12 protein-coding genes, 5 tRNA genes and 3 rRNA genes are annotated in these 20,497 nt (G+C 45.5%); 7 read left to right on the forward strand and 13 right to left on the reverse strand.

Annotated features, from left to right (window positions below; translation table 11 throughout):
- Positions 1 to 84 precede the first annotated feature (84 nt).
- Positions 85 to 2,103 (reverse strand): DNA helicase Rep, encoded by a 2,019-nt coding sequence (gene rep / locus K08M4_RS14645; RefSeq protein ID WP_086050327.1) that lies wholly within the window; start codon positions 2,101 to 2,103, stop codon positions 85 to 87.
- A 151-nt stretch (positions 2,104 to 2,254) separates the two neighbouring features.
- On the opposite strand from rep, the gene K08M4_RS14650 reads away from it, so the two are divergent.
- From K08M4_RS14650 to ubiK, 4 genes are all read left to right on the forward strand, one after another.
- Positions 2,255 to 2,872: a TetR/AcrR family transcriptional regulator gene (locus K08M4_RS14650; protein ID WP_086050328.1), complete on the forward strand. Its 618-nt coding sequence runs from the start codon at positions 2,255 to 2,257 to the stop codon at positions 2,870 to 2,872.
- An 18-nt stretch (positions 2,873 to 2,890) separates the two neighbouring features.
- The gene (locus tag K08M4_RS14655) at positions 2,891 to 3,997 is read left to right on the forward strand and encodes an efflux RND transporter periplasmic adaptor subunit (protein WP_086050329.1); all 1,107 of its coding nucleotides are present in this window, start codon (positions 2,891 to 2,893) and stop codon (positions 3,995 to 3,997) included.
- A gap of 11 nt (positions 3,998 to 4,008) precedes the next feature.
- Complete coding sequence (locus tag K08M4_RS14660) at positions 4,009 to 7,131, forward strand: multidrug efflux RND transporter permease subunit (RefSeq protein WP_009848084.1); 3,123 nt, start codon at positions 4,009 to 4,011, stop codon at positions 7,129 to 7,131.
- 119 nt (positions 7,132 to 7,250) lie between these two features.
- The gene (gene ubiK / locus K08M4_RS14665; RefSeq protein WP_009848085.1) at positions 7,251 to 7,502 is read left to right on the forward strand and encodes a ubiquinone biosynthesis accessory factor UbiK; all 252 of its coding nucleotides are present in this window, start codon (positions 7,251 to 7,253) and stop codon (positions 7,500 to 7,502) included.
- A 275-nt stretch (positions 7,503 to 7,777) separates the two neighbouring features.
- Here ubiK and ilvC read toward each other — a convergent pair whose 3' ends face one another.
- Entirely contained in the window at positions 7,778 to 9,262 is a 1,485-nt protein-coding gene (gene ilvC / locus K08M4_RS14670; protein ID WP_086050330.1) for a ketol-acid reductoisomerase, read from the reverse strand.
- Positions 9,263 to 9,408: 146 nt separating this feature from the next.
- Between ilvC and ilvY the strand changes: the two genes are divergently transcribed.
- Together ilvY and K08M4_RS22000 are read left to right on the forward strand one after the other, a co-directional pair.
- On the forward strand, positions 9,409 to 10,293 hold the full coding sequence (gene ilvY, locus K08M4_RS14675) for an HTH-type transcriptional activator IlvY (protein WP_086050331.1): 885 nt from the start codon (positions 9,409 to 9,411) through the stop codon (positions 10,291 to 10,293).
- A gap of 50 nt (positions 10,294 to 10,343) precedes the next feature.
- A protein-coding gene (locus K08M4_RS22000) for an IS630 family transposase (RefSeq protein WP_157665750.1) occupies positions 10,344 to 11,379 on the forward strand; the annotation gives its coding sequence in 2 pieces (ribosomal slippage) (positions 10,344 to 10,802 and positions 10,804 to 11,379; 1,035 coding nt in all).
- Positions 11,380 to 11,527: 148 nt separating this feature from the next.
- Here K08M4_RS22000 and K08M4_RS14690 read toward each other — a convergent pair.
- The 8 genes from K08M4_RS14690 to K08M4_RS14725 all read right to left on the reverse strand — a co-directional run bounded on the left by K08M4_RS14690 (position 11,528) and on the right by K08M4_RS14725 (position 17,219).
- Positions 11,528 to 11,618, reverse strand: a tRNA-Ser gene (locus K08M4_RS14690).
- A 70-nt stretch (positions 11,619 to 11,688) separates the two neighbouring features.
- A 5S ribosomal RNA gene (rrf, locus tag K08M4_RS14695) occupies positions 11,689 to 11,804 on the reverse strand.
- Between the two features lie 122 nt (positions 11,805 to 11,926).
- A 23S ribosomal RNA gene (locus K08M4_RS14700) occupies positions 11,927 to 14,819 on the reverse strand.
- A gap of 359 nt (positions 14,820 to 15,178) precedes the next feature.
- Positions 15,179 to 15,254: transfer RNA gene (locus K08M4_RS14705), tRNA-Val, on the reverse strand.
- A 32-nt stretch (positions 15,255 to 15,286) separates the two neighbouring features.
- Positions 15,287 to 15,362: transfer RNA gene (locus tag K08M4_RS14710), tRNA-Ala, on the reverse strand.
- Positions 15,363 to 15,387: 25 nt separating this feature from the next.
- Positions 15,388 to 15,463, reverse strand: a tRNA-Lys gene (locus tag K08M4_RS14715).
- Positions 15,464 to 15,465: 2 nt separating this feature from the next.
- Positions 15,466 to 15,541 (reverse strand) — tRNA-Glu (locus K08M4_RS14720).
- Between the two features lie 123 nt (positions 15,542 to 15,664).
- Positions 15,665 to 17,219 (reverse strand): 16S ribosomal RNA (locus K08M4_RS14725).
- The 16S, 23S and 5S rRNA genes sit together here with 5 tRNA genes alongside, the layout of an rRNA operon.
- A gap of 616 nt (positions 17,220 to 17,835) precedes the next feature.
- On the opposite strand from K08M4_RS14725, the gene K08M4_RS14735 reads away from it, so the two are divergent.
- Entirely contained in the window at positions 17,836 to 18,381 is a 546-nt protein-coding gene (locus K08M4_RS14735) for a gamma carbonic anhydrase family protein (RefSeq protein ID WP_086050332.1), read from the forward strand.
- Here the strand turns inward: K08M4_RS14735 and K08M4_RS14740 are convergent.
- The 3 genes from K08M4_RS14740 to hemF all read right to left on the reverse strand — a co-directional run bounded on the left by K08M4_RS14740 (position 18,378) and on the right by hemF (position 20,484).
- The gene (locus K08M4_RS14740) at positions 18,378 to 18,647 is read right to left on the reverse strand and encodes a DUF1488 family protein (protein WP_086050333.1); all 270 of its coding nucleotides are present in this window, start codon (positions 18,645 to 18,647) and stop codon (positions 18,378 to 18,380) included. The two genes, K08M4_RS14735 and K08M4_RS14740, sit on opposite strands and share 4 nt — an antisense overlap.
- A 13-nt stretch (positions 18,648 to 18,660) precedes the next feature.
- Positions 18,661 to 19,491 carry a shikimate dehydrogenase gene (gene aroE, locus K08M4_RS14745; protein ID WP_086050334.1) on the reverse strand — a complete coding sequence of 277 codons (831 nt, stop codon included), beginning with the start codon at positions 19,489 to 19,491 and terminating at the stop codon, positions 18,661 to 18,663.
- A 75-nt stretch (positions 19,492 to 19,566) separates the two neighbouring features.
- A complete protein-coding gene (hemF, locus tag K08M4_RS14750) occupies positions 19,567 to 20,484 on the reverse strand; it encodes an oxygen-dependent coproporphyrinogen oxidase (RefSeq protein WP_061025234.1) in 918 nt (305 codons plus the stop codon).
- Positions 20,485 to 20,497 lie beyond the last annotated feature (13 nt).

Genomic DNA, 20,497 nt, shown 5'->3' on the forward strand with positions numbered 1-20,497 from the left:
ACCGATCTGTCATTAAAAATGCCAGATTCAAAAAAGGTGACCTCATGGTCACCTTTTTTATTGGTCTCGATTTAGAGCCAGACATCACTTCTTGTTGAACATCGCACGAATGTTGGCAATGTGTGCCTGTCCTTTTTCCATTCTTTCTTCTGCGGATTGAGGCTTCTTCACGCTTTCCCACTCCACATCATCATGCGGCAGTTCATCAAGGAAGCGGCTTTGTGTTGGCTTTATCAATTCGCCATACTGACGACGTTCACGACATTTAGTGAAGGTCAGCTCTTTCTGCGCTCGAGTAATCCCTACATACATAAGACGACGTTCTTCTTCTACGTTGCCTTCATCGACACTGGTTTGGTGTGGCAAGATACCCTCTTCAGCTCCCATTAAGAACACATACGGAAACTCTAGGCCTTTCGATGCGTGCAATGTCATTAATTGAACTTGGTCAGCATCGTCGTTATCTTCACCACGTTCCATCATGTCACGCAGGGTTAAACGTTGAACCACTTCGCGAAGTGTCTTCTCTTCTTTGTCGTAGTTGTCACCCTCAAGGTCAGCAACAATCCAACTATAGAGATCAGACACGTTCTTCATTCGCATCTCTGCCGCTTTCGGGCTTGGAGAGGTTTCGTATAACCAGTCTTCATAGTTAATATCACGAACCAAAGAACGAACAGCCTCAACGGTATTACCGCGTTCAGCATTATCTGAAATTCGAACAATCCAATCACCGAAGCGACGCAGATTTTCTAAGCCACGACCAGTCAATGTTTGCTCTAATCCCATCTCAAAGCTTGCTTCAAACAGACTCTTACCACGCATGTTGGCGTAACTACCGAGCTTCTCTAAAGTCACCGGACCAATCTCGCGGCGTGGTGTATTCACAATACGTAGGAAAGCATTGTCATCATCCGGGTTCACCAATACTCGCAGGTAAGCCATGATGTCTTTTATTTCTGCTCTGGCGAAGAAGGATGTTCCGCCAGATATCTTGTAAGGTACACGGTTTTGCATCAGCGCTTTTTCAATCAAGCGAGATTGGTGGTTACCGCGGTAAAGCACTGCGTAATCTTTGTATTCTGTGCGATTCAAAAATTTGTGGGCGATGATCTCACCGGTAATACGCTCTGCTTCGTGTTCTTCGTTCTTAGCGTTCAATACTTTGAGCTTCTCTCCGTCTGGGATCTCAGAGAACAGTGATTTCTCATAAACGTGAGGGTTATTAGCGATCAAAATATTCGCTGCACGCAAGATACGGCTCGTTGAACGATAATTTTGCTCTAGCTTAATCAAGCGAAGGTTTGGATAATCCTCACCAAGCAACACCAAGTTTTGCGGTTTTGCGCCACGCCATGAGTAGATAGATTGGTCATCATCACCTACCACAGTGAGACGCCCTCTTTCACCGACGAGCAGTCGCACCAACTCATATTGACTGGTGTTGGTATCTTGGTATTCATCGACCAGTAAATAGCGGATACGAGACTGCCAGCGCTCACGAACTTCTTGATTGGTTTTCAGAAGCAATACCGGCATCGCGATCAGGTCATCAAAATCGAGCGCGTTGTAGGCCTTCATCTGTTTCTGATACATCTCAAAACAGAATGCAAACAGCTGATCTTGTTCGCCTTGAGCTCTTGCTTTCGCCTGATCTGGCGTCAGCATGTCATTCTTCCAATTCGAAATTGTACTCATCAATGAGCGCAACAAGTCCTTATCACCATCGATCTGCTTTTCTGTTAGCTCTTTTAATAAGGCTAACTGGTCTTGATCATCAAATAACGAGAAACCCGCTTTTAAACCTAGCGCTTTATATTCACGACGAATGATGGTTAAGCCCATGGTGTGAAAGGTCGAAACGATCAAACCTTTCGATTCACCTTTACCCAGAGTTTGCCCTACACGCTCTTTCATCTCGCGTGCTGCTTTATTGGTAAAGGTTACCGCTGCAATATTACGCGCCTTATAGCCACACTCTTGAACCAAGTAAGCAATCTTATTCGTGATAACACGTGTTTTACCGGATCCAGCGCCTGCTAATACTAAGCAGGGGCCCGAAACATATTTCACGGCTTCATCTTGTCTTGGGTTCAGTTTCATTTAGGTCTCAATTTGGTCTAGAGGGGCGAATTCAATTGCGCGCCTATAATAATGCTGCAACACCACGAATGCTACGCTCTCTTATGCAAGAATTTTATATCGTATATGAAAAACTATGTTGCACATATGTATAGGTCTTAGGCTATAATGAATGAACGTTCATTCATTAGTGAGTATATTATCACTGTTTGGTTCTTATTCTATGATAGATAAAAGACAACAAATTATAGATGCTGCCGAAAAACTGATTGCTGAATCAGGCTTTCACGGGCTTTCTATGCATAAACTAGCCAAAGAAGCAGGAGTTGCGGCAGGAACTATTTATCGCTACTTCTCAGACAAAGAAGAACTATTACAACAAGTTCGCTTAGCTGTCTCTCAACGAAATGCTGGTTTAATTCAGCAAGGTGTTGAAGATTCGATGAGTCTAAAAGAACGATTTAGAAAAATGTGGCTCAACATTTTCGAGCTCTCGGGATCAAACATCTGCAATTTAAAGAATAGAGCTCAATACGACTCTTTACCTTGTATTCGCAGCCATGAGACCAAAGAGATTGAACGAAAAATGTTCCACAAAATAGATCAACTCTTTACTGAAGGTAGAGAGCAAGGGGTGTTTAAGCCTCTAGAAAACCCTGTTTTAGCAGCACTTAGCTTAGAAGTCAGTGTCACGCTGGCCCGTAAGCAATCTCTTGGATATTACCAACTTGATAAAAAAGCCATTGAAGCGGCGATCGAAGCAAGTTGGGATGCGATTATTACACACTAATTTGGAGTTCTAACTAGAATGAAAAAGTGGACTTTCTTCATGTTACTCATCGCTGTACTACTTTTCGGCAGCGTTATTGGGTTTAACATGTTTAAACAACAAAAAATTGCTGAGTTTATGGCTAACCGACCTGAACCAGAGTTCCCAGTAACGGTAACAGAAGTTCAACCTATCGACTGGGTTCCAGTAATTGAAGCTATCGGCTTCATCGAACCTAACCAAGGTGTCACGCTAGCGAATGAAACCAGCGGTGTTATTGACCAAATCTCTTTTGGTTCTGGTACTGATGTTAAAAATGACCAACTTCTTGTTCGTCTTGATTCTGGCGTAGAAAAGGCAAATCTAAAGAGTTCTGAAGCTCGCCTGCCTGCGGCAAAAGCAAAATACAAACGCTACCAAGGCCTGTATAAGAAAGGTTCTATTTCAAAAGAAGCATACGATGAAGCAGAAGCAAACTACTACTCTCTATCTGCTGATATTGAAAGCCTAAAAGCATCTATCGAACGCCGTGAAATTCGTGCTCCTTTCGATGGGAAAGTTGGTATCCGTAACGTTTACCTAGGTCAATACCTGCAATCAGGTACGGATATCGTTCGTTTAGAAGATACCAGTGTCATGCGCCTGCGCTTCACGGTTTCTCAAACTGATATCTCTCGTATCCATGTGGGTCAAGCTATCGACATCTTTGTTGATGCCTACCCAGAGAAGCCATTTGAAGGTTCTATCAGTGCCATCGAACCAGCAGTAAGCATCCAAAGTGGTCTTATCCAAGTTCAAGCAGATATTCCAAACAATGATGGCAAGCTTCGTAGCGGTATGTTCGCTCGTGCTAACATCATTCTGCCTAAGCTAGAGAACCAAGTTACTCTTCCTCAAACAGCGATTACTTTCACTCTATATGGTGACAATGTTTACATCTTATCTGAAGAAGACGGAGTTCAGCGTGTTGCTCAACATGTTGTAAAAGTAGGTGAGCGTACGGCTGATATTGCACACATCCTTGAGGGTGTTAAAGCTGGCGATACGGTTGTAACTTCTGGCCAAGTACGTCTAAGTAACGGCGCCAAAGTTAAAGTTGTTGAAAGTGATGCAATCACTCCACCATCTGAAACACCTAAGCTGTAACTGGAGGCACAATGCGCTTTACTGATGTTTTTATTAAACGTCCAGTTCTAGCGGTATCCATCAGCTTTTTGATTGCTCTGCTTGGCTTACAAGCAATCTTCAAAATGCAGGTGCGTGAATACCCTGAAATGACGAATACCGTAGTGACAGTCTCAACTGGTTACTATGGTGCAAGTGCCGATCTTATCCAAGGCTTTATCACCCAGCCCCTCGAACAGGCTGTGGCTCAAGCGGATAATATCGATTATATGACATCTTCTTCTGTGCTAGGTAAATCTACGATTACCGTGAACATGAAGTTGAACACCGACCCGAATGCGGCATTGTCTGACATACTGGCCAAGACAAACTCGGTACGTTCTCAGCTACCTAAAGAGGCTGAAGATCCAACCGTAACCATGTCTACCGGTTCAACAACCGCTGTACTCTACATTGGTTTTACCAGTGACGAATTGGTGTCGAGCCAAATTACCGACTACCTAGAGCGTGTAATCAACCCGCAGCTATTTACGGTTAATGGTGTATCTAAAGTTGACCTGTATGGTGGTATGAAATACGCACTGCGCGTATGGCTAGACCCATCAAAAATGGCGGCGATTGGTCTGACTGCATCCGATGTAATGACGGTACTGAACGCTAACAACTACCAATCAGCTACGGGTCAAGCGACCGGTGAGTTCGTGCTTTACAACGGCAGTGCCGATACTCAGGTATCAAACACTGAAGAACTAGAGAATCTCGTCGTGAAAAGCGGAGAAGGTGAGATCATTCGCCTATCCGATATCGCGAAGGTTTCTCTTGAGAAAAGTCACGATGTTTACCGAGCAAGTGCTAACGGCCAAGAGGCGGTTGTAGCCGCGATCAATGCGGCGCCAAGTGCGAACCCAATCAACATCGCTGCTGATGTACTGGAACTTCTTCCTCAACTAGAGAAGAATCTACCAAGCAACATCTCAATGAACGTAATGTACGATTCAACTATTGCGATTAACGAGTCAATTCAAGAAGTTATTAAGACTATCCTTGAAGCGGCATTAATCGTATTGATAGTGATTACTCTGTTCTTAGGTTCATTCCGAGCGGTACTGATCCCTATCATTACTATCCCACTGTCTTTGATTGGTGTGGCAATGGTAATGCAGGCAATGGGCTTCTCTTGGAATCTAATGACACTACTGGCAATGGTACTTGCCATCGGTCTAGTGGTAGATGATGCGATCGTAGTACTTGAAAACGTCGACAGGCATATCAAGCTCGGTGAGTCCCCTTTCCGTGCGGCGATTATCGGTACCCGTGAAATTGCGGTGCCTGTTATCGCAATGACGTTAACGCTAGGTGCGGTATATGCTCCAATTGCGATGATGGGTGGTATTACAGGCTCGCTATTTAAAGAGTTTGCATTAACCCTAGCTGGTTCGGTTTTCGTATCAGGCATTGTGGCACTAACGCTCTCGCCAATGATGTGTTCAAAAATGCTGAAAGCTCACGCTGAGCCAAGCAAGTTTGAACAGAAAGTTCATAGCGTGCTGGATGGCATGACTAACCGTTACGAGCGTATGCTTGGTGCGGTAATGCAACATCGTCCAGTATTTATTGGTTTTGCTATCATCGTATTTGCAAGTTTACCGTTATTGTTCAAATTCATCCCTAGTGAGCTAGCACCTTCAGAAGATAAAGGTGTAATCATGTTGATGGGTACAGCGCCGTCGAATGCGAACTTAGACTTCATGCAAAATACCATGAACGACGTAAACCAGATTCTGTCTGATCAGCCAGAAGTTGCTTACGCGCAGGTATTTACAGGTGTGCCAAATGCCAACCAAGCATTTGGTATCGCATCTATGGTTCCTTGGAGCGAACGTGAAGCAAGCCAATCAGACGTAGCAAACCGCGTTGGTAATTTGGTGAAAGATGTTCCAGGAATGGCAGTAACTGCATTCCAAATGCCAGAACTACCCGGTGCTGGTTCAGGCCTTCCAATTCAGTTTGTTATAACAACGCCAAACAGTTTTGAAAGCTTGTTCCAAATTACCACAGACATTCTGGCTGATGTCTCTTCAAACCCGTTGTTCGTATATTCAGATCTCGACCTGAACTACGACTCAGCAACCATGAAGATCAACATCGACAAGGATAAAGCGGGCGCATACGGTGTGACCATGCAAGATATCGGTATCACGCTCGGTACCATGATGTCTGATGGCTACGTAAACCGTATCGACTTGAATGGCCGTTCTTACGAGGTTATCCCTCAGGTTGAACGTAAATTCCGTTTGAACCCAGAGTCAATGAACAACTACTACGTACGTGCTGCAGACGGTAATGCTGTACCACTAGGCAGTTTGATTACGATTGATGTTGTGGCAGAGCCTCGCTCTCTTCCTCACTTCAACCAATTGAACTCGGCTACGATTGGTGCGGTACCGGCTCCAGGCGCTGCAATGGGTGATGCAATTGCGTGGTTTGAAGACACGGCAGCGAATAAGCTTCCAAGTGGCTACAACCATGACTACATGGGTGAAGCACGCCAATACGTAACAGAAGGTAGCGCACTTTACGCGACCTTTGGTTTAGCACTGGCAATCATCTTCTTGGTTTTGGCGATTCAGTTTGAATCACTGAAAGACCCACTGGTTATCATGGTATCTGTACCGCTGGCGATCTGTGGTGCCCTAATAGCTCTGGCTTGGGGCGCAGCAACGATGAACATCTACTCGCAAGTTGGTTTGATCACCTTAGTCGGCCTGATTACCAAGCACGGTATCTTGATTTGTGAGGTAGCGAAAGAAGAGCAGCTGCACAATCAAAAAACTCGTATTGAAGCGGTAATGGAAGCAGCGAAGGTTCGTCTTCGTCCAATCCTGATGACAACCGCTGCGATGATCGCGGGTCTAATCCCACTGATGTACGCAAGTGGTGCGGGTGCGGCTCAGCGTTTCAGTATTGGTATCGTAATCGTTGCTGGTTTAGCAATTGGCACTCTCTTCACGCTATTTGTACTACCTGTGATTTACAGCTACTTGGCTGAAAAACACAAACCTCTACCTGTATTTGTTGAAGACAAAGACCTAGAAAAACTAGCTCGCGTCGATGAAGCAAAAGCAGCACACAGAGAATTAGCTGATAATAAGTAATCACTAAGTCGTAATAACAATAAAAAGGCTACTTCGGTGGCCTTTTTTTATACGCCATAGGCGACATCTCAAGTGTGATTAAATAGAATAGTAGTAAATATTCAGGAGTTTTAATTGATATGTTTGATCCAAAAAAACTAGAGCAGATTGCTAAGCAGATCCACGATTCTATGCCTCAACCAGTAAAAGAGCTTGGTTCAGATGTAGATCAAAAAGTTCGCCAGGTTATCCAAGGCCAACTGAACAAGCTAGACGTTGTAAGCCGTGAAGAGTTTGATGTTCAAACACAAGTACTACTGCGCACTCGCCAAAAGCTGACTGAAATGGAACAAAAGCTAGCGGACTTAGAAGCAAAGATTGCCGACAAGTAAGCGTAAAGAAAGAAAACTGAAAGGGTTGGTGTGAAAGCACCAACCCTTTTGTATTTCTGAAGATCAATCAAGAACTGAAAGTCGACGAATACCTATCAAGTAATTTTCATTTGATTGATTTTTAAGACTTTGTTACTAAAAGCAAAAAAGGCTTGGTCAACGGCGACCAAGCCTTTTTATTAGATGTTGTGTTGCTTATTTATAACTCCAACCTGTAAGGAGTTAGTGATACTGCTTCGCTTTTTCTGCAAATTTATCAGTATCTAAGCGACTAATTAACCGCCTACAGCGATACGCTTCATGTCGCTCATGTAGCTACGTAGCTCTTCACCAATGTACTCTACAGGGTGGTTACGGATAGCTTCGTTTACTTCAATTAGCTTAGCGTTATCAACTTGGTTAGATGCTTCACCTAGACCGCGGCCGATTACGTCAGTTGCTACTGAAGGCATGAACTTCTCACGTAGCAACGGTGTTGCTACGTTAGCGAATAGGTAGTTACCGTACTCAGCAGTATCTGAGATTACAACGTTCATTTCGTAAAGACGCTTACGAGCAACTGTATTTGCGATTAGTGGAAGCTCATGTAGAGATTCGTAGTAAGCAGACTCGTCGATGATACCTGATGCCGTCATAGCTTCGAATGCTAGCTCAACACCTGCACGAACCATAGCAACCATTAGGATACCGTTGTCGAAGTACTCTTGCTCTGAGATTTCTACGTCAGAAGCTGGGTAGTTTTCGAATGCCGTTTCGCCTGTCTCTTCACGCCAGCCTAGTAGGTTCACGTCATCGTTCGCCCAGTCAGCCATCATTGTGCTAGAGAAGTGACCAGAGATGATGTCATCCATGTGCTTGTTGTAAAGCGGACGCATTAGATCTTTAAGTTCTTCAGAAAGCTCAAACGCTTTAACTTTAGCTGGGTTAGATAGACGATCCATCATGTGAGTTACGCCACCGAACTTAAGTGCTTCAGTGATCGTTTCCCAACCGTATTGTAGAAGCTTACCTGCGTAGCCTGGTTCAATACCATCAGCAATCATCTTCTCGTAAGATACGATAGAACCTGCTTGAAGCATGCCACATAGAATGGTTTGCTCACCCATAAGGTCAGATTTAACTTCAGCTACGAATGAAGACTCTAGGCAACCTGCACGGTGACCACCAGTACCAGCAGCCCAAGCTTTAGCGATATCCCAGCCTTCGCCTTTAGGGTCATTTTCTGGGTGAACAGCGATCAGTGTTGGAACACCGAAGCCACGCTTGTACTCTTCACGAACTTCAGAACCAGGACACTTAGGTGCAACCATAACTACAGTAAGGTCAGCACGTAATTGCATGCCTTCTTCCACGACATTAAAGCCGTGAGAGTAACCAAGAGCAGCGCCTTCTTTCATTAGAGGCATTACTGTCTCAACAACATTAGTGTGTTGCTTGTCTGGAGTAAGGTTGATAACTAGATCTGCTTGAGGGATTAGCGTTTCGTAGCTACCCACAACAAAGCCGTTTTCATCAGCGTTTTTGAATGATTGACGCTTTTCATCAATTGCCGCTTGGCGTAGAGCGTAAGATACGTCTAGACCAGAATCACGCATGTTCAGACCTTGGTTTAGGCCTTGAGCACCACAACCAACAATGACGATTTTCTTGCCTTCAAGATATTCAGCTTCAGTCGTGAATTCTTCACGATCCATGAAGCGGCAACGACCTAATTGGTCTAGTTGTTCACGAAGGTTTAATGTATTGAAATAGTTAGCCATTGTAGGGCACTCCTTTAAAAATAAGTCCGTAAGGTCGATATCTGTCTACCGAATGACTTCATACTAAAACAGACACTCCGTTGCTGAAAGTGATATATTCACAATTAGTTATTGCAATAAATGCAACATGGAAACGTTCGCAGAACATGAACATAAAATCTCTACAATTATTTATACATTTATGTGACAGCAAGAGTTTCAGCAAAACCGCTGCAGCTATGCACGTCAGTCCTTCTGCCCTTAGTCGTCAAATACAAAAGCTTGAGGAAGAAACAGGGCAAGAACTGCTTATCAGGGATAATCGCAGTGTTGATCTGACTCCGGCAGGTAAACACCTATTACCTGTGGCATTGAGCATCGTTGGCGAGTGGCAGCAATATAATCTTCATCTAAAAGGCGGAGAACAGGAACTCAAGGGTGAGATCCGTATTTTCTGTTCCGTAACAGCAAGCTACAGTCACCTTCCTGAACTCATTACCGAATTCAGAGCTATTCATCCGTATATTGAATTTAAGCTCTCTACAGGCGATCCAGCTCAATCCATCGACAAAATACTGAATGATGAGGCTGATATCGCCATTTCAGCTAAACCTGACATTTTACCTTCAAGATTAGAATTCGAAACCATCAGCGATATACCACTGTCAGTGATCATCCCATCCGGTGTGAGTAGTTTTAGCCAGCAGCTTCAATCAGATAAACCAAACTGGAATGAAGTGCCTTTTATCATCCCAGAAGCAGGTACTGCACGAGAACGTGCGAACGCGTGGTTCAAAAAGATGAAGATAAAGCCCAACATTTACGCTCAGGTATCTGGTCATGAAGCGATCGTAAGTATGGTGGCTCTTGGTTGTGGGGTTGGTATCGCGCCAGACGTTGTAATCAACAACAGCCCTGTGAGAGACAAAGTCGATCGCTTAAAAATAGAACCTATAAAACCCTTTGAATTAGGCGTTTGCTGTAAACGCTCTCAGCTAGATAACCCTCTAATAAGAGCATTTTGGCAAGTTGCAGAGGGTAATACCAATTAAAGTAAAAATGTGATCTAATTAAGGCCGTCGAACTCTTACAGAAAATCGTCATGGATAGCCTTAATAATACTGATTTTAAAAAGCTAGCAAGCCAACAAAAAACCATTCAAATGAAGGTTCGCTTGCTAGCACTAGCCCACTTCAAAGAAGGTCACTCGCGCACTCAAATTGCCAAATACCTTAAAGTCAGTCGAACTAGTGTAAACAAATGGGTTCAAGTATTTCTTGAAGAAGGATTGGAAGGGCTTCAAGAAAAACCTCGCACAGGCAGACCTGCATACCTCAATGCAGAACAACAAAAACAACTCAGTGCATTCATTAAGAAAGAAGCAGAGTCCCCTTCAGGCGGGCGCCTTGTCGGGAGCGATATACATGACTACATCGTGAAAAACTTTGATAAATACTACCACCCTAATTCTATCTATTATCTCCTCGACCACATGGGCTTCTCTTGGATAACTTCTCGCTCCAAACACCCTAAACAATCACAGCAAATCCAAGACGATTTTAAAAAAATTCAAAATAGAAACGATCCTTAAGATCCCCGGCCATATCGGGCTAGAGAGTGTTGATGTCTGGTTTCAAGATGAAGCTAGGTTTGGTCAGCAGAACACAACGACACGTCTTTGGGCGACTCGTGGAACGAGGCCTCGCGTGGTAAAACAACAGCAATTTGAATACGCTTATTTGTTTGGTTCGGTATGCCCTGAAAGAGGAATTGGCGAAGCCATAGTGGTTCCTTGGGTTAACAAGGACATAATGACAAATCACTTAGAGCAGATATCTAAGGCTACAGAAAAAGGACGTCATGCTGTCGTTATAATGGATGGTGCAGGCTGGCATACCGATGATATTGCGAGAGAATTTAATAACGTCAGTACTATTAAGCTTCCTCCCTACTCGCCAGAGCTTAACCCTATAGAGCAAGTTTGGAGTTGGTTGCGACAACATTATCTAGCGAATCAAAGTTTCACGGATTATAACGACATTGTTTCCAAGGTTTGTCGCGCTTGGAATGAATTTCTTGAGTGCAAAGATCGTGTCACAAAAATGAGCAGAAGGGATTGGATAAACCTGATCAGTTAATTTTCCGGATTGGTATAAATATTTAACAGACTAGCAATGATAAGGTTCCGGTAAACAAAAAGAGAAGGGCACGTCAGTGCTCTTCTCTTTTTATTTATATTACATATAAGAAAAAAGCCCGCTGATTTCTCAGCGGGCTTTTCAATGGTGGTGGAGGGATAGGGATTTGAACCCTAGAACCGCTATTAACGGTTGCCGGTTTTCAAGACCGGTGCTTTCGACCACTCAGCCATCCCTCCAACAAATTGTCATTAACAGATTAATGCACTGCTAATGTTATTACTCGTAATACGAGTAATTATATTTAAAGCCTGGCGATGTCCTACTCTCACATGGGGGAACCCCACACTACCATCGGCGCTATTGTGTTTCACTTCTGAGTTCGGCATGGAATCAGGTGGGTCCACAATGCTATGGTCGCCAAGCAAATTTTGTTTAATTGACGCATTAGCGACAATTAATAATTCGGAAAACTGATTTAAAAGTATCTCTTCAAACGCATTCAAGGTCTGGTACTTCTGAGTCCACAAAACCCCTTGGGTGTTGTATGGTTAAGCCTCACGGGCAATTAGTACAGGTTAGCTCAATGCCTCGCAGCACTTACACACCCTGCCTATCAACGTCGTAGTCTACGACAACCCTTTAGGACACTTATAGTGCCAGGGAAAACTCATCTCAAGGCTCGCTTCCCGCTTAGATGCTTTCAGCGGTTATCGATTCCGAACTTAGCTACCGGGCAATGCCATTGGCATGACAACCCGAACACCAGAGGTTCGTCCACTCCGGTCCTCTCGTACTAGGAGCAGCCCCTTTCAATTTTCCAACGCCCACGGCAGATAGGGACCGAACTGTCTCACGACGTTCTAAACCCAGCTCGCGTACCACTTTAAATGGCGAACAGCCATACCCTTGGGACCGACTTCAGCCCCAGGATGTGATGAGCCGACATCGAGGTGCCAAACACCGCCGTCGATATGAACTCTTGGGCGGTATCAGCCTGTTATCCCCGGAGTACCTTTTATCCGTTGAGCGATGGCCCTTCCATTCAGAACCACCGGATCACTATGACCTGCTTTCGCACCTGCTCGAATTGTCATTCTCGCAGTCAAGCGGGCTTATGCCATTGCACTAACCACACGATGTCCAACCGTGTTTAGCCCACCTTCGTGCTCCTCCGTTACTCTTTGGGAGGAGACCGCCCCAGTCAAACTACCCACCAGGCACTGTCCGTAATCCCGATTCAGGGACCAACGTTAGAACATCAAAACTACAAGGGTGGTATTTCAAGGACGACTCCACCACATCTAGCGACGCGGTTTCATAGTCTCCCACCTATCCTACACATGTAGGTTCAATGTTCAGTGCCAAGCTGTAGTAAAGGTTCACGGGGTCTTTCCGTCTAGCCGCGGGTACACTGCATCTTCACAGCGATTTCAATTTCACTGAGTCTCGGGTGGAGACAGCGTGGCCATCATTACGCCATTCGTGCAGGTCGGAACTTACCCGACAAGGAATTTCGCTACCTTAGGACCGTTATAGTTACGGCCGCCGTTTACCGGGGCTTCGATCAAGAGCTTCGACCGAAGTCTAACCCCATCAATTAACCTTCCGGCACCGGGCAGGCGTCACACCGTATACGTCATCTTACGATTTTGCACAGTGCTGTGTTTTTAATAAACAGTTGCAGCCACCTGGTATCTGCGACTCTCGTCTGCTCCATCCGCAAGGGACTTCACTGATAAGAGCGTACCTTCTCCCGAAGTTACGGTACCATTTTGCCTAGTTCCTTCACCCGAGTTCTCTCAAGCGCCTTGGTATTCTCTACCCGACCACCTGTGTCGGTTTGGGGTACGATTCCTTACAATCTGAAGCTTAGAGGCTTTTCCTGGAAGCATGGCATCAATGACTTCACTACCGTAGTAGCTCGACATCGTATCTCAGCGTTAAGAAAGTCCGGATTTACCTAAACTTTCCGCCTACGTACTTGAACCTGGACAACCGTCGCCAGGCCCACCTAGCCTTCTCCGTCCCCCCATCGCAATTGTAAGAAGTACGGGAATATTAACCCGTTTCCCATCGACTACGCCTTTCGGCCTCGCCTTAGGAGTCGACTTACCCTGCCCCGATTAACGTTGGACAGGAACCCTTGGTCTTCCGGCGAGGGAGTTTTTCACTCCCTTTATCGTTACTCATGTCAGCATTCGCACTTCTGATACCTCCAGCATGCCTTACAGCACACCTTCAACGGCTTACAGAACGCTCCCCTACCCCACATACCCTAAGGTACGTAGCCGCAGCTTCGGTGTATAGCTTAGCCCCGTTACATCTTCCGCGCAGGCCGACTCGACCAGTGAGCTATTACGCTTTCTTTAAATGATGGCTGCTTCTAAGCCAACATCCTGGCTGTCTGAGCCTTCCCACATCGTTTCCCACTTAGCTATACTTTGGGACCTTAGCTGGCGGTCTGGGTTGTTTCCCTCTCCACGACGGACGTTAGCACCCGCCGTGTGTCTCCCGGATAGTACTTACTGGTATTCGGAGTTTGCAAAGGGTTGGTAAGTCGGGATGACCCCCTAGCCTTAACAGTGCTCTACCCCCAGTAGTATTCGTCCGAGGCGCTACCTAAATAGCTTTCGGGGAGAACCAGCTATCTCCAGGTTTGATTGGCCTTTCACCCCTAGCCACAAGTCATCCGCTAATTTTTCAACATTAGTCGGTTCGGTCCTCCAGTTGATGTTACTCAACCTTCAACCTGCCCATGGCTAGATCACCTGGTTTCGGGTCTAATCCTAGCAACTGTACGCCCAGTTAAGACTCGGTTTCCCTACGGCTCCCCTAAACGGTTAACCTTGCTACTAAAATTAAGTCGCTGACCCATTATACAAAAGGTACGCAGTCACACCACGAAGGTGCTCCTACTGCTTGTACGTACACGGTTTCAGGTTCTATTTCACTCCCCTCACAGGGGTTCTTTTCGCCTTTCCCTCACGGTACTGGTTCACTATCGGTCAGTCAGTAGTATTTAGCCTTGGAGGATGGTCCCCCCATATTCAGACAGGATATCACGTGTCCCGCCCTACTCGTTTTCACTGATTATGATGTGTCGGTTACGGGGCTATCACCCTTTATTGCGGCACTTTCCAGAGCCTTCACCTGCATCATTAAAAGCTTAAGGGCTAATCCAATTTCGCTCGCCGCTACTTTCGGAATCTCGGTTGATTTCTCTTCCTCGGGGTACTTAGATGTTTCAGTTCCCCCGGTTTGCCTCCTGTTGCTATGTATTCACAACAGGATACTTGCTTATGCAAGTGGGTTTCCCCATTCAGGAATCCCAGACTCAAAAGGTTATTACTACCTAATCTGGGCTTATCGCAAGTTATTACGCCTTTCATCGCCTCTGACTGCCAAGGCATCCACCGTGTACGCTTAGTCACTTAACCATACAACCCGAAAGGGTTTCTATTTGCTTTCACTTTAAAAAGTGAGGACAAATAAGCGTATGGCAACTAACCAAGGTTTTTGGTTGTCATCAAGAAGGGTTAATTCTCAATGACTGTTTGCCGGACTCAATTGTGAATCAATGTAAACATTGATTCGAATACAAGACACTTGAATGTGTTTGTTGTGTTTATACCGTTCTTATTAACTAAGAGCAGATAAACATTGAGAACTTTTAAATTTGATTGAATTACTCGTAAGTAATCAATCAGTCAGCTTTCCAAATTGTTAAAGAGCAAGAGTTTTAAGCGTTAAACTTTCAACCCATTTTTAAAAACTCTCTTTCGAGAATGCTTAAAGATGGTGGGCGATACCGGGCTCGAACCAGTGACCCCCTGCTTGTAAGGCAGGTGCTCTCCCAACTGAGCTAATCGCCCATGATAGTTTTAATTCCTTCATGGAGAAAGAATGGTGGAGCTATGCGGGATCGAACCGCAGACCTCCTGCGTGCAAGGCAGGCGCTCTCCCAGCTGAGCTATAGCCCCATATTTTTATTTCCTTGGGAGGAAATGGTGGGTCGTGCAGGATTCGAACCTGCGACCAATTGATTAAAAGTCAACTGCTCTACCAACTGAGCTAACGACCCAATGGTATCCCGTAGGGGAGTCGAACCCCTGTTACCGCCGTGAAAGGGCGGTGTCCTAGGCCTCTAGACGAACGGGACACTGCTAATTCATCTCTACTTTAAAAAGCAGAAACAAACTTCGAAGAACCTTGGGAGTTCTTCTTCTCTTTGCTTTTCTAAACCTAATCAATCTGTGTGGACACTCATCGTGGTATCTTCGTATAAGGAGGTGATCCAGCCCCAGGTTCCCCTAGGGCTACCTTGTTACGACTTCACCCCAGTCATGAACCACAAAGTGGTGAGCGTCCTCCCCGAAAGGTTAAACTACCCACTTCTTTTGCAGCCCACTCCCATGGTGTGACGGGCGGTGTGTACAAGGCCCGGGAACGTATTCACCGTGACATTCTGATTCACGATTACTAGCGATTCCGACTTCATGGAGTCGAGTTGCAGACTCCAATCCGGACTACGACGCACTTTTTGGGATTCGCTCACTATCGCTAGCTTGCTGCCCTCTGTATGCGCCATTGTAGCACGTGTGTAGCCCTACTCGTAAGGGCCATGATGACTTGACGTCGTCCCCACCTTCCTCCGGTTTATCACCGGCAGTCTCCCTGGAGTTCCCGACATTACTCGCTGGCAAACAAGGATAAGGGTTGCGCTCGTTGCGGGACTTAACCCAACATTTCACAACACGAGCTGACGACAGCCATGCAGCACCTGTCTCAGAGCTCCCGAAGGCACACCTGCGTCTCCGCTGGCTTCTCTGGATGTCAAGAGTAGGTAAGGTTCTTCGCGTTGCATCGAATTAAACCACATGCTCCACCGCTTGTGCGGGCCCCCGTCAATTCATTTGAGTTTTAATCTTGCGACCGTACTCCCCAGGCGGTCTACTTAACGCGTTAGCTCCGAAAGCCACGGCTCAAGGCCACAACCTCCAAGTAGACATCGTTTACGGCGTGGACTACCAGGGTATCTAATCCTGTTTGCTCCCCACGCTTTCGCATCTGAGTGTCAGTGTCTGTCCAGGGGGCCGCCTTCGCCACTGGTATTCCTTCAGATCTCTACGCATTTCACCGCTACACCTGAAATTCTACCCCCCTCTACAGCACTCTAGTTCACCAGTTTCAAATGCAGTTCCGAGGTTGAGCCCCGGGCTTTCACATCTGACTTAATGAACCACCTGCATGCGCTTTACGCCCAGTAATTCCGATTAACGCTCGCACCCTCCGTATTACCGCGGCTGCTGGCACGGAGTTAGCCGGTGCTTCTTCTGTTGCTAACGTCAAGATGTGCAGCTATTAACTACACACCCTTCCTCACAACTGAAAGTACTTTACAACCCGAAGGCCTTCTTCATACACGCGGCATGGCTGCATCAGGCTTTCGCCCATTGTGCAATATTCCCCACTGCTGCCTCCCGTAGGAGTCTGGACCGTGTCTCAGTTCCAGTGTGGCTGATCATCCTCTCAGACCAGCTAGGGATCGTCGCCTTGGTGAGCCATTACCTCACCAACTAGCTAATCCCACCTAGGCATATCTTGACGCGAGAGGTCCGAAGATCCCCCTCTTTGGCCCGTAGGCATTATGCGGTATTAGCCATCGTTTCCAATGGTTATCCCCCACATCAAGGCAATTTCCTAGGCATTACTCACCCGTCCGCCGCTCGACGCCCAACAAATCCTCCGAAGATTCAATGTTGTCGTTTCCGCTCGACTTGCATGTGTTAGGCCTGCCGCCAGCGTTCAATCTGAGCCATGATCAAACTCTTCAATTTAAGATTTTGTGACTCAACGAATACTGACTTCAAAACTAATATTCATTCGCCTATTCGAAAATAAACAAAGAACATGTAATCCTAAAGCTATTACCCCTCTCTTCTTAAATAAATAGGAACAGAATGGTAATGAATTGACTGTGCCGAATAACTACAAGTAGTTAAACGTATTGGTCACTCAGTTCATTGAAATCAAGTTTGTTACCGAAGTAACTGTCATTACCTAAGTAATAACGTTTTGATATTCATCAACGAGTGCCCACACAGATTGATAGGTTTAAATTGTTAAAGAGCTTTTCCTTTTCGAGCTTCGCTCAAATCGGACGGTCATTTTAGCGATTTAAGTTTTAGTGTCAACCACTATTTTCAAAACTTTTTTCAAGCGCTTAGCTTGGCTAATTTGACCTGCTGATTCGTTTTCGCTTTTGAAACCTAAGCTTCGAAGCCATCCTGTGTCAGCGAGGTGGCATTATAGAGATTTCGATCACACTGGCAAGCCCTTTTTTAAGTTTTTCTTACTTTTTTGATTGTTCGAGCGTTTTTTGTTCAAAACACCCCATTTTCACTAGTATTCCCCTTAATTAAGGGCTTAAGGTGCCTATATAAAGGAGGATTTATGAGTTCAATACGCAGTTATAAAGGAATATCCCCTCAGATTGGACAAGGTGTCTATATAGATACAAGTTCGGTACTGGTTGGTGATATCAAAATCGGTGACGACTCTAGCGTGTGGCCTTTGGTTGCAGCTCGAGGAGATGTGAACCACATTCATATTGGAGATAGAACGAATATCCAAGACGGCAGCGTTTTGCACGTCACCCATAAGAATGCTGACAACCCTGAAGGTTATCCTCTACTAATAGGTAATGATGTCACTATCGGACATAAAGTAATGCTGCATGGCTGCACGATTGAAGATCGTGTACTTGTTGGTATGGGAGCTATCGTGCTTGATGGCGTGATTATTAAAGAAGAAGTGATGATTGGTGCTGGTAGCTTAGTGCCGCCTAATAAGGTACTTGAAAGCGGTTATCTCTATGTAGGAAGCCCGGTAAAACAAGCACGCCCATTAAACGATAAAGAGCGTGCCTTTTTACAGAAGTCAGCTGACAACTATGTTCAGAATAAAAACGACTATCTAGACTCTGTGCTTCCAGTCTAAAGCGCTTTGATCTGGATCCGATTAGAGGAGTCATACTCCTCTTCTTCTATTAACTCTTCAGCTAGCTCTTCAATATCGAAACGTAACTCTGAAAAGATAACTAAAGCTTGATCGCCCTCTTCTATATCTTTGCCTGCCAATCGAGACAGCTCTTCAATAGACATAACACACTCAATCAGTGCGCCCGATTGCTGTGCTGGGAAGGTGATTGATTGATTCTCTTCATCCCAATCTTGGATATCAGGAAATAGAATTGACTGATTCATTCTTTATACCTTGTTACATCTCTAAGTTTTTACGTAATTCTCTTAAAATCTGTTTTGTCCCAGGGCGAAGACCACGCCACAGCATAAAGCTCTCAGCGGCCTGCCCTACCAACATACCCAAACCATCATAAGCAGCGTGAACACCATTATCTAATGCCCACTGATTGAATACCGTCGTTCCAGATCCGTAAACCATGTCATAAACGGCGCTATTAGAATTGAAAATAGCATCAGACACTTCAGGAAGCTGCCCGCTTAGACCAGACGAAGTAGAGTTAATAATGACATCAAAGCCTTCATTAACATCACTTAGCCCCATCCCCTTGATGTTGCCATGCGAAGAAAACATCTCAGCCAGAAGTTCAGCCTTGGAGCTGGTTCGATTAGCGACCACCAGCTGTTGTGGCTTTTGGTCGAGAAGAGGTTGAATCACTCCTCTCGCAGCACCACCAGCGCCAAGAAGAAGAACGCGAGCTCCTTTTAACGCAACTTGATGTTGAAGAAGGTCTTGAACTAAACCTTCACCATCGGTGTTATCACCAATGATCTCTCCATCATCTAGCTTCTTAAGTGTGTTTACAGCACCTGCTAGTTCAGCTCTTTCAGTCAGGCGACTAGCGAACTGATAAGCATCTTCTTTAAATGGCGCTGTGACATTACACCCTCTGCCACCTTCACTAAAAAAAGCTTGAGCAGCAGTGATGAATTCACCTTGTTCTGGCTGGAGTGCTGTATAGGTAAGTTGTTGACTGGTTTGGCGAGCAAATAATGTGTGAATGAATGGCGATTTGCTTTGCCCAATAGGGTTACCGAAAACGGCATAACGATCTACTTGCTGTGTCATATCCTTACCTAACAGAAATAAAAAAGGGTCATCTATATAGATGACCCTATCACTATCCCTATAAGGAAGGAAGAACTACCAAACTCGAGGCTTTAGGTAGTCGCTATAAAGCAGAGCTTCAGGTGAACCTGCTTGTGGTTCGTAGCGATATTCCCAGCGAGCCAATGGCGGCATCGACATCAATATAGACTCAGTGCGCCCACCGCTTTGCAGACCAAATAAGGTGCCACGGTCGTAAACTAGGTTAAATTCAACATAGCGACCACGACGATAAAGTTGGAAGTCACGCTCGCGCTCACCGTAAGACGTCTCTTTACGTCGTTCTACAATTGGTAGATAGGCGGCTGCAAAGCCTTCACCGACCGCCTGCATATAAGCAAAGCTCTTATCGAACCCCCACTCATTCAGATCATCAAAGAACAGACCACCGACACCGCGTGTTTCGTCTCGGTGAGGCAGATAGAAGTATTTATCACACCACTCTTTATGCTCTTGATAAACATCATCACCAAACGGCGCACAAAGATCTTTAGCGGTTTGATGCCAAGATTGGCAGTCTTCATCGAAAGGATAAAATGGCGTTAAGTCAAAACCACCACCAAACCACCAAATCGGGTCTTCCCCCTCTTTTTCCGCAATAAAGAATCGAACGTTCGCGTGTGAGGTTGGGATGTATGGGTTTTTAGGGTGGATAACTAATGAGACACCCATTGCCTCAAACTTACGTCCAGCTAATTCAGGGCGATGAGCCGTGGCTGAGGCAGGCATTGCCTTACCCGCTACGTGAGAGAAATTAACCCCACCTTGCTCAAATACCGCACCATTGGTCATCACACGAGTTCGACCACCGCCACCAAGGCGCTCGCCAGGTTCACGCTGCCATGCATCTTCTTCAAACAGTGCAGTACCATCAGCTTGCTCAAGCTGCTGGCAAATCGAATCTTGTAGGCTCAGTAAAAACTGTTTTACTGCTTCTTTATCAATTGCTGACATCTTTCTTCCTTTG

Source organism: Vibrio syngnathi (genome assembly GCF_002119525.1).
Classification (GTDB): Bacteria; Pseudomonadota; Gammaproteobacteria; order Enterobacterales; family Vibrionaceae; genus Vibrio; species Vibrio syngnathi.

Bases quoted from the DNA above. Each gene is read 5' to 3' on its own strand.
- rep (WP_086050327.1), bottom strand. From the start codon at position 2,103: ATGAAACTGAACCCAAGACAAGATGAAGCCGTGAAATATGTTTCGGGC.
- K08M4_RS14650 (WP_086050328.1), top strand. From the start codon at position 2,255: ATGAACGTTCATTCATTAGTGAGTATATTATCACTGTTTGGTTCTTAT.
- K08M4_RS14655 (WP_086050329.1), top strand. From the start codon at position 2,891: ATGAAAAAGTGGACTTTCTTCATGTTACTCATCGCTGTACTACTTTTC.
- K08M4_RS14660 (WP_009848084.1), top strand. From the start codon at position 4,009: ATGCGCTTTACTGATGTTTTTATTAAACGTCCAGTTCTAGCGGTATCC.
- ubiK (WP_009848085.1), top strand. From the start codon at position 7,251: ATGTTTGATCCAAAAAAACTAGAGCAGATTGCTAAGCAGATCCACGAT.
- ilvC (WP_086050330.1), bottom strand. From the start codon at position 9,262: ATGGCTAACTATTTCAATACATTAAACCTTCGTGAACAACTAGACCAA.
- ilvY (WP_086050331.1), top strand. From the start codon at position 9,409: ATGAACATAAAATCTCTACAATTATTTATACATTTATGTGACAGCAAG.
- K08M4_RS14735 (WP_086050332.1), top strand. From the start codon at position 17,836: ATGAGTTCAATACGCAGTTATAAAGGAATATCCCCTCAGATTGGACAA.
- K08M4_RS14740 (WP_086050333.1), bottom strand. From the start codon at position 18,647: ATGAATCAGTCAATTCTATTTCCTGATATCCAAGATTGGGATGAAGAG.
- aroE (WP_086050334.1), bottom strand. From the start codon at position 19,491: ATGACACAGCAAGTAGATCGTTATGCCGTTTTCGGTAACCCTATTGGG.
- hemF (WP_061025234.1), bottom strand. From the start codon at position 20,484: ATGTCAGCAATTGATAAAGAAGCAGTAAAACAGTTTTTACTGAGCCTA.